The following is a 12891-nucleotide window of genomic DNA, read 5'->3' as shown; positions in this document are numbered from 1 at the left end:
TTACGTATTCTCTATCATGAGCGTAGCCTGACAAATCAATAGGAGGATGGACAAATGGCAAAACGAAAAGCGGAATATAATGCAGCTGTTAAACACAGTAAAACACCGAGGAAGAACCGTCAAGAAACCGAGTTTTCTGCTGAGTTTAGTCATGGTGAAAATCCAATGAAAGGTGCCAATCGCAACTCAAAACAAGGTCGTGAGGGGAGAGGGTAAAACGTGCCATTAAAATATACGACACCAAATAAAAAAACAACTCGCAACCAACAAGGGAAAACAACATCCAATGTAGAATTTGGAATGGAGTTTGGTGATATTAATGCAAGCAAGCAATATGAATTTCCGTTTATTACGAATAAAGGACAGGTAAAGGAAAGAAATTCAAATCATGAATAAGAGGGTGCTGAAAGCACCCTCTTATATTAATTAGCCAAACCATCACGATGATATTCCATTGTGATCAGTTTAGGGATATTGCTTTTTGGATTGAAATAAACGAATAGCATATGGGGCTTTCGTTCAATGGTACCATTCATAAGATATTGGTCGATATTGAATGAAATCGGCTCTAACAGTGTATGCTTGAACAAATCCTTTTCATCCAGTTCAAGTTCATGAAGAAGGGACGGGTCCTTCATAAGTGTCTGATAAAATTGGGATCTGTCTTTTTTCGTAAGTGTTGGCTCCCACCATGGTTTTCGCGGTTTATACTTATGCTTTGCTAGGTAATCGTATTTCATTAAATCATTAATCATTTCTCTATTCTTCATATCTTTAGCTTGAAGAAATTGATCAAGTCGTTTAAATAAATCTTCTAGCTGATGACCAATTTTTGACCATCCATTAGCTTCCCAATAACTACCAAACTCCTGGAAAAAATCGAATGGAGAAGGAAAAACTGTACTGACAAGATATTCTATCGTATGGTCCATTCGGTGATCATTCCAATATTTTTCCAGTACATCCTCTACCTGCTTAATCCGGATAATGTCATCAAAGGGTAGCACGCGATTGCCAAGTATTTCATATGGTGAATGATCACTGTAAATATATTGATACTCTTCAGCGCGATTTCGTAAACCAGTTCCTCGCAGCATTTTTAGAAAACCTAGCTGTAATTCCTCAGGGCGAAAAGCAAATACATCATTAAAGGTTTTTCGAAACGAATGATAATCCTCTTCAGGTAAGCCGGCAATTAAATCAAGGTGCTGATCAATTTTTTTGCCTTCCTTTACTAGCGTAACGGTTCTTGCTAGCTTGGAAAAATTTTGCTTTCTCATCACCAGTTCATTTGTGTAGTCGTTGGTTGATTGGACTCCAATTTCAAAGCGGAATAGATTGGGTGGTGCTTCTTTGTTTAAAAACTCAATGACTTCCGGACGCATAATATCAGCTGTGATTTCAAATTGAAATACTGTTCCTGGTAAATGTTCATCTATTAAAAAGCGAAACATGTCCATCGCATAGCTTCTGCTGATATTAAAGGTTCGGTCGACAAATTTAATGGTTCTAGCACCATTATTCATTAAGTAACGAATATCGTCCTTTATTTTTTCCCGATCAAAATATCGTACACCGACTTCGATTGAGGATAAGCAAAACTGACAGCTAAATGGACAGCCACGGCTTGTTTCGATATAGGTGATGCGTTTACTAAGATGGGGAAGATCTTCCTCAAATCGGTATGGTGTTGGAATGTCACGCAAATCAATTTTATGAAGTGGATGGTTTATAGATATTTGCTCCTGCACGCGGTAGGCAAGACCAGCAACAGCCTCGAATTGTTTGCTGCCATTTAATTCCCCAAGCAAGGATTTAAAGGTTTCTTCGCCTTCTCCGATAATAATAAAATCAAACTCGGGCACAGTTTCCATCCATTCCTGGACATCGTAAGAAACCTCAGGTCCACCGACCATAATCGTAATCGCTGGGTCAATTTTTTTAATCATCTTGACCACCTTGATCGTTTCTTCAATGTTCCAAATGTAGCAGCTAAAACCGATTACAGAGGGTTTTTTACGGATTAAATCCGTAACGATATTCATAATGGGGTCCTTAATGGTATATTCCGCTAATTCCACATCATATTCAGGCTTTGCATAGGCCTTTAAATAACGAATAGCCAAGTTTGTATGGATATACTTTGCATTCAACGTAGCACAAATAATGTTCATTCCTATTTAACTCCTTCTACTCAATCAAATCTTCCTGATGCTGATTATGTATCGATGTTATTTTGGAAGCAAACCAATTGAGATATTCCTTCCACTTCTCTTCATTGTATATGAAATGGGCAGAGCATTACAATAAAGCACCAGATATACAGAAAAGAAACTGTCTAAGCTTAAACAGTTTCTTTTCTGTAAGGTCAATATCTAATAATATTTAATGGTTCCAACGTTTAGTTCGATAAAATCTCACATACCATAATAGCTTCATGATTAGTTCTTTTGTGTTCGATACTTTTAATTCAATTAAGGGCTGAGCAAACGATGTAATGGTTTTACTTGATAACACTAAGGTTAATGAAAGTGAAATGACTGCTAGCAGTAAAAAGCTTTCGACGTCTGAAAAGTAATTTTTGACCTCGCTTACCCGGAATAAACGGATGAAAAACCCATGTAGCAAATACACATATAGTGAGTTTCTGCCCAAATTGGTGAAAAAATACCGTTTCGTCGGAACGAGCGCAAAAAAACAGGCCATCATAATAATACTTAAGCCATAAACACCAAGCCTAGTAAACATAGCGGTAAAAGAGTCAACACCCATTTCAGCATATGGCTTTGATCCTAATAACCATTCATAATCCAGGTTAGGGAAAAGGTAAAAGCCGACAAGAACCAAAAGGAAAATGACTCCAGCTGCCATTCTCAATTTACCATTTAATAAATGATAGAAATGTTCCTTTTTCAAATAATAGCCTAGTAAAAATAATGGGAAAAACACAAAAGTTCTTGATAAACTTAAATAATTAGAAATCGAATCAAAAAAACCAATGAAGAGTGCAGCCATGAGCGTAATCGTTAAGGAATACTTCCAGTGAAAGCGTGCAACTCCATACAGCATGATATTCCAAAAGAATAAACTGATTAAAAACCACAGTGACCAATGTGGATCAAGTGGATCGATGGTAATCTGTGGCTTGTGATAAAGAAAATAGTAAAAAAAAGAATAAATCGTTTGAAAAACGAGATAAGGTACAATCAGCTTTTTAGCTACTTTGATTACATAGCCCTTTTTTCTAAAGCTTTTGGCAAAGAAACCAGAAACTAAGATAAATGCGGGCATATGGAAGGTGTAAATGACCTTATATAATGAATAGATCACCTCGTTTTCTTCAATAAAGGTTCTTAATAAATGGCCAAATACAACAAAGAAAATTAAGATAAACTTGGCATTATCGAAATAATATTCACGTTGTTTCATAAAGTTATCAAATCCCCCATTAGGTAAAACAAAATTAATGACCTGCATTCATAATAGACCAAGAGATAGACAATAGTAAATCCATATAATTGGAAAAGTCTATACAAATTTTCTCACATAGCAAAGGATAAAACTATTAAAACAACGATTTTTAACATACTTATAAACTTGGCTTCAAACTGTCATATAAACATCATTTACCTGTTATATAATGAAAAGATTGTATTAAAACTGCTTTTTATTTAATGATATTTGTCACAGCTAAAGTAAAAAAATTCACTTAGAATTAAACTTGGTAGATTGAGCCAATTGTTAGCTTTGAAAATAGCTATCAAGTGGAAAGACAGGGGACTGTCTTTATATAGTCTGTGCAAAAGGCAGACTGGATTCAATTGAATCCGCTGTCTTGCCATTTTGTAATGGGAGGGGATACGTAATGTCTATTTTGCCAAAAAAGAATGAGTTAGGTTTTTTTGAAATTCGCTTAGAATCCATCGGGGGATTGGGTGCGAATTTGGCTGGTAAAATGCTAGCAGAAGCCGGAGTACTTGGTCTCGGTTTAAACGGGTCGAACTTTGCTTCCTATGGTTCAGAAAAAAAGGGCTCACCCGTTAAGAGCTTTATTCGTTATTGTGATCCTGATGTAGAAATCCGTGACCACAGCCCAATTGAGGAGCCTCATGTAGTCGGTGTATTTCACGAGGCGTTATATAAAACGGTTGATGTTGTAAGCGGATTAGTACCTGATGGTATTGTGCTTGTCAACTCAACAAGAGATTTTCATGAGGTAAAAAAAGATTTGAAATTAGAGTATGGAACATTAGCTATTGTTGATGCTTTGAGTATCTCTGTTGAAGAGAAAACAAAAGTTAATACAGCGATGCTTGGTGCACTATTCAAAATTTGTGATTTCTTAAACCCAGATGATATGCGTCAAGTGATTCGTAAAACATTTGAAAAGAAATATCCGCATTTGGTTGAACCCAATATTCGTACATTTGATAGAGGCTATAACGAGGTTCGGTTTAAAACAATTGAAACACCCGAAGACGCCAAAAACAGAGTATTTACACGCCCAACCACACCACATGGATATGAAACACAGGCACTTGGTGGTGTAGTCACCGCACAGGCAAATAGTATCTTTAAAGATTTAAGTGGTTCAAGACAAGGGTTTTTACCGGAGTTTATTAAAGATGAATGTATTAACTGTGCTCAATGTGATACTGTTTGTCCTGATTTTTGTTTTGTTTGGGAAGCTGGCGAGGATAAGCGTGGACGTAAGCAAATGTTCCTTAAGGGGATTGATTATCAATATTGTAAAGGCTGCTTGAAATGTGTGGAAGCATGTCCGACAACAGCTTTAAGAGAATTACGAGAAACAATCGGTTATGCAGATGAAAACCGTGTGAAGCATAACTTTCCATATGTTACTGGGGGGGTAATGTGATGGCTATTAAAGAAGAAGAATTAAAAGTAAATCAATATGCTGCACAAACCACAACATTTGAATCAGGAAATGAAATGGCGGCTATGGCGGCTGCACATATTAATTACCATATTATGGGGTATTTCCCAATTACACCTTCAACAGAAGTGGCCCAGTATTTGGATCAGATGAAGGCAAGGGGAGAACATGATATTCAGTTGATTGCTGCTGATGGTGAACATGGTTCTGCAGGTATTTGTTATGGTGCTGCTGTAACGGGGGCCCGTGTATTTAATGCAACAAGTGCAAACGGTTTAATGTACATGTTGGAACAACTGCCTGTACAAGCAGGGACAAGATTTCCAATGGTGTTGAATTTAGTAACAAGATCTGTCAGCGGTCCACTTGATATTCGTGGGGACCACTCAGACCTTTACTTTGCATTAAATGCAGGTTGGCCAATTTTACTAGCTAGGACACCCCAAGCTGTTTATGATATGAATATTATGGCATTAAAAATTGCTGAGCATGCGAAAGTCCGTTTACCGGTTATTGTTGCTTTTGACGGATTTTGGACATCCCATCAGAAGAGAAAAGTAAACTATTTTACAGACCGTAAAGTCGTACAACGTTTTGTCGGTGAGCCTGCATTAGACTACAACTTTGCTCGTGATCCAAAGCTTCCTGTGACAATTGGTGCACATATGGATGGTCCAAACTTAATGAACAACCATTACCAACAATCTGAAGCGATGTATGCCGTAGCAGAAGTATATGAAGAAGTTGCTAGTGAATATGCAAAAATATCTGGCCGTGACTATCCGGTTCTTGATTTATATCACATGGATGATGCTGAAGTGGCCGTTTTCTTATTGAACTCTGCGGCAGAATCAGCAAAAGACGTTGTGGACAAATTACGTGCTCAAGGAATAAAAGCTGGTGTTATCAGTCCGAATATAATCCGTCCATTCCCTGAAAAAACCATTCGTGAAGCGTTGAAGAATGTAAAAGGATTACTAATTGGTGAGCGTGCAGATTCATATGGCGGTCATGGAGCCAATCTTACACATGAAATTAAATCAGCTCTTCAATCTGACCCGGATAATCATACGATTGTCATTAGCAGAGTATTTGGTCTTGGTGGTACTGATTTCTATGCTGATGATGCAGAGGAATTCTTTAAATTAGCCATCGATGCAGTCGAAAAAGGTAATGCAGAAAAACCATTTGATTACTATGGGGTAGTTCCAGGTAATCCAGATAAGGCTCTAAAGCCGGTTATTGAGCCACAGCATGGTGATATTTATCATTCTGGATTAATTGAAGTAACTCAGGATGAAGAAACACATAAATTAAAAGTGAAAATTCCGCCATTACGTGCATTAACCTCAAAGCCTAAACGTCTTGGTTCAGGTCATGGTGCATGTCCAGGCTGCGGGATTTTTGGCGGATTAGAGCTGTTCTTTAAAGGAATTGAAGGTGACGTAGTCGTTCTTTACCAAACTGGTTGTGCTTATGTAACAACCACTGCTTATCCTTATACTTCCCATAAACAGACCATGATTCATAATCTGTTCCAAAATGGTGCGGCCACATTGTCTGGTACAGTGGATGCTTTCCTTGAATTGAAACGCAGAGGCGAAATTGAGGTATCAGATGATGCCACATTTGTGATGATTTCCGGAGACGGTGGTATGGATATTGGGATGGGATCTGCTATCGGAACAGCACTTCGCGGTCATCATTTAATAATGTTAGAGTATGATAACGAAGGCTATATGAATACAGGCTCACAAATGTCCTATTCAACTCCATTAGGTCATATGACAAGTACAACGAATGTTGGGCGTGCGCAAAAAGGGAAGAAATTCCATCATAAAGATACGGCACAAATCATGGCATCAACCAATATTCCGTATGTCTTTACAGGCACAGAAGCATTCCCACAAGATCTTGTGAAAAAAGCCGCAAAGGCACAATGGTATGCCAAAAATGTTGGTACTGTATACGGGAAAATTTTAATTGCTTGTCCGTTAAACTGGAAATCAAATGACAAGGATGGAGAAAAAATTGTCGGGGCAGCCGTGAATTCATGCTTTTTCCCGCTTTACGAGGTCGAGCAGGGTGAAACAACGATTACGTATGATCCAGAAGCAAAAAAGAAACGTATTCCGGTTTCTGATTGGCTTAACTATATGGGTAAGACAAAGCATTTATTAAAAGAAGAGAACAAGCCTATTTTATTAGATTTCGAAGCAGAAATTGAAAGAAGATGGCAAATTCTTAAAGCTAAGCACGAAAATCCGCTTCTATAATGCAGTAAACTAAAAAAAGTCGAGATTCTGGTAATGATACACAGTATCTCGACTTTTTATTTGGATGAAATCTTATAAATAGTGGGGGAATACTTTTAGATTATGAGGTAATGGCTATTTTGGACCAAAGCAACATATATTTTATATTCCTTTTTCTTTCACCTCTTTGCCGACGGTTTTTGCGAAAAGAAGATTGATATTGGTATATGAGCTGATCTAATTCTTGGCTGCATTTAATGGTATCATTATTAGTTAGACCCTTTTCATGAGCTAATTCTATCATCTTTTCTCGTTTCTTCTGAATCTCAGCTAATATGGTCTTTTTCTTGTCTTGCAACGAACTTCCTCCTGCCCCAACAATTTCTCATAGTAAATATGGAAAAACTACCCTTGTTGAATTATTGCAATAATTTTTAATATTGTAAATAGAATCGCAATATTAGACATTTTTTTTACTTAAAAAATGTTTCGACATATAAAAGAATATGAGCAATGGTTTGATCTACATGATATTTATATTGTGATAACCATCACTACAGCAGTTGAAAGGATTGTTTATAGTGTAATTACAATAAAAAAGAGGAAAATTTTTAAACCATGAAAGGGGTAATAGAAATGGAAGGCTGTATGAGTTCTATGATGGGGAATGATCCAGTGAAGTATAGTGAAGGCTTCGTAAAGCTACTTGCTGACCATGATGCTTTAAGGGAGCAGTTAGACGAATTGCTTCAAATGGTTCATCACCTAGAGAATCAAGTGGAGAAGGCGAAAGTTTTTACTGCCTTAACTGAGAATGTTGTGGTCTTTTTTAAGGCTCTTGAAGCCCATTCGGAAAAAGAAGAGACGATTCTTTTCCCGATGCTAGAGACCTTTATTGGAAAAAACGGTGGACCTATTGCCGTAATGGAGTATGAGCATGAGCAGGCTAAAGGATTAATTCAAGCCTTTCTAGCAAAGGCCGCTTTATTATTGAGCGATGTGGAAATGGTATCACATGCTACGCTGGTTAAAGAGGCCCATTCGCTTTTAAACTCGCATTTTATGAAAGAGGAAAATGTGTTATTTCCGATGGGAGAAAGACTATTTAGCGATACTGAAAAAGAAGAATTATTCGAGAAACTATCTATGTAGTGTTCATCATGATTAAAAAATAGCCGAAGGGTGTGTTCACACCCTTCGGCTATTTTTTATTTTCTTGTTAGGTGCACAAGATTTAAGTCTCTACCCTCATTTTGCATTAATTCAATCGGGAGTTGCTTCGCTTACGGGTAGAGATATTGTAACCGTAGTTCCTTTATTTACTTTGCTATCAAAGGTGATTTCTCCCCCAAAGGAATCAATGATTCTTTTACAGACAACAAGTCCGAGGCCTGTGCCGGTCTCTTTTGAAGTATAAAAAGGTTTAAATATTTTTTTCATCTCTTTAGCAGAAATGCCCATTCCCGTATCAGAAATTAGAAGCTGACATGCGTTATTTTTTAACTGAAGGTTTATGGTCAACTGTCCTCTTGTTTGCATGGATTCAATTGCATTTTTACAAATATTTAACAAGACCTGTTTCATTTGGTCCTTAGAACAATGAACAAAAATGGGATTGTCTGGTATCAGAAATTTACATTCATGATGATATCGTTTTGCTTCATAATCAATTAACGGTACTAATTCTGTTAGAATTTCGTTTATTTTGGTGGATTCCGTCTTAATGACGGAGGGTTTTCCAAGAACTAAAAACTCGCTCACAATTTCATTAATCCGATTAATCTCCTGGTTTATTACGGAAAAATAAGTCAGGTCTTTTTCTGATGTGTATTTTTCACTTAATAATTGGACAAGTCCTTTTATTCCTGTTAATGGATTTCGTATTTCATGGGCAATACTTGCCGCAAATGTTCCAACTAATTCGAGCTTGTGAAGGTCATTTTCCTTTTTTTGCTTGATGACTTGTCTTCGCTTTAGAAGGTAGTAGGTTAAAAGGTACACGATATGGCATATTACTAAAATCATTAAGGCGAAATTTATCATTTTCCAACGAAGTAGCTGCTTATTAGCCTCCTGAATCACAACATGAATCTCCCAGGGAATTCTTTCAATTGGAAGGGAATAATATTTATCTGTCATGCTAATACTTTCATTGCCAATTACGCGCATAATTTTTTTATTATCTGAATTTGTGATAAAGAATTGGTCCTCAGGGGTTAACATTTCCGTTACATTTTGGATGTAGCCAACCTTCAAGTAAGCAACGATAATAAAAAGCAGTTTTTGATTATCGCTTAGTACAGGTTTGGCAATACCAACCACATTCTGCCCGTTTGTTAATATTTCATTTTGGTCTGAAATAATGGTATCCTTCGAAGCAATCACCTCTTGGATGTAAGGCTGGGCAGCTAAATTTTGTTCTGATAATAATAGGGTATTACCGGCGATTACATTCCCCATTGCATCTAATAAATATATACCACCATAACGAGGGTCTGACTGGTTTGCCTTATAAAGAATAGCATCCAATTGGTTGGGATACTCTTGAATGGATGCTGCAGTGACTGAAAGCATATCCATGATCGTTACTGATTCACTAATTAAAGTGTTCCAATGCTCCTCATGTATATTTGCTACCCATTTAGCATGATCAATTCGCTCTGCTTCGTCTTTTTGCTTTAATTCTTTTGAATAAAAAAAGCTCATACTTAAGACCGGTAGCATTACAATCATAATGTATAATAGAGTTACAATACTTCTGTTTTTCATCGGCTATGGCTCCAAACTTGATACTAATATTATTATACCAAAATAATATAAAAGCATCGATATGGTAAAGAATAGTTATACTTTTCTAATTGGTGACTAGAGCAAATTGACATAAAATATATTGTTTCATATAATTGAATTTTAAGGAGTTGAATATTTATTCAGCTATATTTTTATTAATCATAAAGGATTGGTTAAGCTATGGGGATTGAAAACGATCAATCATTAAAGCTATTTATAGTTCTATCACGCGCATATCGAGCAGTAAATGAACAAGTAAACAAAAGAATTCAACGTTATGGGTTAAACCCTACTGAATTTGCTGTCTTAGAATTGTTATATCATAAAGGAGACCAGCCATTACAGCAAATTGGCGGAAAGATATTATTGGCAAGCGGAAGCATGACATACGTTATCGATAAACTTGAAAAAAAAGGCTATATTACCCGAATTGCCTGTGCAGAGGATAGACGGGTTACATTTGCCCAAATTACAGAAAGCGGAAAAAAACTGATCGAGCAGGTATTTCCTTCACATAGAAATGAAATAGAAAGAATAATGTCCGTTCTATCTAGTGAAGAGCAAGAGACAGCGATAGATTTAATGAAAAAAATTGGACTTTCTTTAAAAGAGTATTAATAGAACAAGTAAGAAAGGAGTCACAAATGTGACTCCTTTCTTACTGATTATTGTTCTTTAATCATAATTTGATCATTGTCTAGAACGGCGATTAGTGAGGATGCTTGACCGTTTTCAAAGATATAGTCAGCAATATTATCTTCTAACTTTTCTTGAATGACACGTCTTAAAGGTCGAGCACCAAAGGTCTTATTATAGCCAAGTTCAACAAGTTTCTCTTTTACTTCCCTTGTTACGGTTAAGGTATATTGCTGTTCCTTTAAGGTTTCATTTAATTCGGCAAGCATCAGCTCAATAATTTTTAGAAGATGTACTTTTTCCAATGATTTGAATTCAATGATACTGTCAAAACGGTTTAAAAATTCTGGTTTGAAATAGTTTCCAAGTGAATGCAGGATATTGGACTCTTTTTCGATACTATTCTTTTCGAAGCCGACCTCAATTCTTCTGTCACCGACACCGGCATTACTTGTCATAATAATGACAGATTCCTTGAAGCTGACAGTTCTACCTTGGCTGTCTGTTAAACGGCCATCTTCAAGAATTTGGAGGAACATATGAAGTACATCAGGATGTGCCTTTTCAATTTCGTCTAACAGAATAATACAGTAAGGATTACGGCGCACCTTTTCAGTGAGCTGTCCTGCTTCCTCATGACCCACATAGCCAGGAGGAGAACCGATAATTTTGGCAACACTGTGTTTTTCCATGTATTCGCTCATATCAAGTCTAATCATCGCGTCCTTTGTTCCAAACAATTCCTCCGCCAATGTTTTAGACAGTTCGGTTTTACCGACACCAGTCGGGCCAACAAATAGGAAAGAGCCAATTGGACGGTGCTTTGATTTTAGCCCTGCCCGGCTGCGTCTGATGGCTTTTGATACCTTATCAACTGCTTCCTCTTGACCAATAACCTTAGATGCTAAGTTTTTCTGAAATTCCTTCATTCTAATCTGCTCATCAGCATGTAATTTCCCAATGGGGATTCCTGTTTTCTTTTCGATAATTTCTTGTATATGCTGTACATCTACAATTGGGCGCTCTTGTTCTCCTGATGTGTTTAAAGCTAACTCCAATTGTTTTTCTTCCTCACGAAGCTTGGCAGCTTTTTCATATTCCTCTGCTTTCAATACAGCCTCTTTTTCTTGAACAATTTCCTTTAGCCGTTTTTCAATCTCCTCTGTTGATGCGTAGCTTGAAGTCAGATTCATTTTTGAGCCTGCTTCGTCTAGGAGGTCAATCGCTTTATCTGGTAGGAACCGATCCTGTATATAGCGATGTGATAGGTTAACACAAGCATGAAGTGCTTCCTTTGTATAGGTTACATGATGAAAAGCTTCATATTTAGACTGTAGGCCAGTGAGAATTTTTAATGCTGCTTCTAAGCTTGGTTCAGCAACTTGAACAGGCTGAAATCTGCGTTCAAGCGCAGCATCTTTTTCAATTTGACGATATTCTTTAAGGGTGGTTGCGCCAACTACCTGCAGCTCTCCACGTGCTAAAGCTGGTTTTAAAATATTTCCAGCATCCATTGAGCCTTCTGCAGAACCTGCTCCTACAAGTAAATGAATTTCATCAATAAATAAAATAATGTTTTTCCGTTTTTGTAGTTCGCTAATTAATTGCTTCATTCTTTCTTCAAATTGACCACGAATACCAGTATTAGCTACTAATGAAGCCACGTCTAATAGATAGACCTGTTTGTTCTTTAATTTAGCAGGAACAATGCCAGCTTCAATCTTTAAGGCAAGACCCTCAGCAATAGCTGTTTTACCTACTCCTGGCTCGCCAATGAGTACTGGGTTATTTTTATTGCGACGATTTAAGATTTCAATCACTCGGGCAATTTCTTCATCACGTCCAATTACAGGGTCAATTAACCCGGCCTTCGCCATTTGATTTAAATGACGACCAAATTGGTCAAGAAAGCCGCCTGAATGATGATGACTGTGATTAGCATGGAAGGCTTGATCATTTTGAACTGAATTCTGTTTTAGATTTTGGAATAGTTCTTCTATTGGCATGTCATTAAATCCGTTAAATCCATTGATAGGTCCGAAGGCCGTTAACTTTTGTTTTTGCGCTTCATAGCAGGTCTGACAGAGATGCAATTGCTTTTCCTTCCCGTTCCAGACAAGTCTCATATTGATATTAGCCATCCGCTCGTGACAATTTTGACAAAGCATAAACATTCTCCTTTCAAATTTGACTTTGACTATATTTGACCTTTTGTAATTTGATTATACTCTGACCTTTTTTGACTTTCAAGAGGTTTGCACAAAAATGTAGTTTTTTGTCTATTTGCTTGTCATAACGCGGGAAGGATTCATC

Annotated in this window: 11 protein-coding genes; 6 read left to right on the top strand and 5 right to left on the bottom strand. The window is 37.0% G+C overall.

Going from position 1 to position 12891, the window contains the following annotated elements; genetic code table 11:
• The first annotated feature begins 54 nt into the window (after nt 1-54).
• Together BQ5321_RS24490 and BQ5321_RS24485 are read left to right on the top strand one after the other, a co-directional pair.
• Nucleotides 55-216: a hypothetical protein gene (locus BQ5321_RS24490; RefSeq protein WP_187143753.1), complete on the top strand. Its 162-nt coding sequence runs from the start codon at nt 55-57 to the stop codon at nt 214-216.
• Nucleotides 217-219: 3 nt separating this feature from the next.
• The gene (locus BQ5321_RS24485) at nt 220-396 is read left to right on the top strand and encodes a hypothetical protein (protein ID WP_187143752.1); all 177 of its coding nucleotides are present in this window, start codon (nt 220-222) and stop codon (nt 394-396) included.
• A 26-nt stretch (nt 397-422) separates the two neighbouring features.
• Here the strand turns inward: BQ5321_RS24485 and BQ5321_RS16490 are convergent, their stop codons facing one another.
• Both BQ5321_RS16490 and BQ5321_RS16485 read right to left on the bottom strand, forming a co-directional pair.
• Nucleotides 423-2174 (bottom strand): B12-binding domain-containing radical SAM protein, encoded by a 1752-nt coding sequence (locus BQ5321_RS16490; RefSeq protein ID WP_071395524.1) that lies wholly within the window; start codon nt 2172-2174, stop codon nt 423-425.
• Nucleotides 2175-2385: 211 nt separating this feature from the next.
• Complete coding sequence (locus BQ5321_RS16485; RefSeq protein ID WP_071395523.1) at nt 2386-3429, bottom strand: acyltransferase family protein; 1044 nt, start codon at nt 3427-3429, stop codon at nt 2386-2388.
• A gap of 436 nt (nt 3430-3865) precedes the next feature.
• Here BQ5321_RS16485 and BQ5321_RS16480 point away from each other — a divergent pair, with 436 nt between their 5' ends.
• Nucleotides 3866-4879 (top strand): 2-oxoacid:acceptor oxidoreductase family protein, encoded by a 1014-nt coding sequence (locus BQ5321_RS16480; protein ID WP_071395522.1) that lies wholly within the window; start codon nt 3866-3868, stop codon nt 4877-4879.
• On the top strand, nt 4879-7173 hold the full coding sequence (locus BQ5321_RS16475) for a transketolase C-terminal domain-containing protein (protein WP_071395521.1): 2295 nt from the start codon (nt 4879-4881) through the stop codon (nt 7171-7173). Before BQ5321_RS16480 ends, BQ5321_RS16475 begins: the two co-directional genes overlap by 1 nt.
• A gap of 100 nt (nt 7174-7273) precedes the next feature.
• Here BQ5321_RS16475 and BQ5321_RS16470 read toward each other — a convergent pair whose 3' ends face one another.
• Nucleotides 7274-7510: an aspartyl-phosphate phosphatase Spo0E family protein gene (locus BQ5321_RS16470; RefSeq protein WP_071395520.1), complete on the bottom strand. Its 237-nt coding sequence runs from the start codon at nt 7508-7510 to the stop codon at nt 7274-7276.
• A gap of 278 nt (nt 7511-7788) precedes the next feature.
• Between BQ5321_RS16470 and BQ5321_RS16465 the strand changes: the two genes are divergently transcribed.
• Entirely contained in the window at nt 7789-8304 is a 516-nt protein-coding gene (locus BQ5321_RS16465) for a hemerythrin domain-containing protein (protein WP_159433438.1), read from the top strand.
• Nucleotides 8305-8415: 111 nt separating this feature from the next.
• Here the strand turns inward: BQ5321_RS16465 and BQ5321_RS16460 are convergent, their stop codons facing one another.
• On the bottom strand, nt 8416-9921 hold the full coding sequence (locus BQ5321_RS16460; RefSeq protein ID WP_071395519.1) for a PAS domain-containing sensor histidine kinase: 1506 nt from the start codon (nt 9919-9921) through the stop codon (nt 8416-8418).
• Nucleotides 9922-10122: 201 nt separating this feature from the next.
• Between BQ5321_RS16460 and BQ5321_RS16455 the strand changes: the two genes are divergently transcribed.
• Complete coding sequence (locus BQ5321_RS16455) at nt 10123-10560, top strand: MarR family winged helix-turn-helix transcriptional regulator (RefSeq protein WP_071395518.1); 438 nt, start codon at nt 10123-10125, stop codon at nt 10558-10560.
• A 47-nt stretch (nt 10561-10607) separates the two neighbouring features.
• On the opposite strand, the gene BQ5321_RS16450 is transcribed toward BQ5321_RS16455, so the two are convergent.
• Nucleotides 10608-12746: an ATP-dependent Clp protease ATP-binding subunit gene (locus BQ5321_RS16450; RefSeq protein WP_071395517.1), complete on the bottom strand. Its 2139-nt coding sequence runs from the start codon at nt 12744-12746 to the stop codon at nt 10608-10610.
• Nucleotides 12747-12891 lie beyond the last annotated feature (145 nt).

The organism is Bacillus tuaregi, from assembly GCF_900104575.1.
Classification (GTDB): Bacteria; Bacillota; Bacilli; order Bacillales; family Cytobacillaceae; genus Bacillus_BD; species Bacillus_BD tuaregi.
Note: the sequence above shows the minus strand (reverse complement) of the source record. Positions and strands in the feature narration are given on the sequence as shown.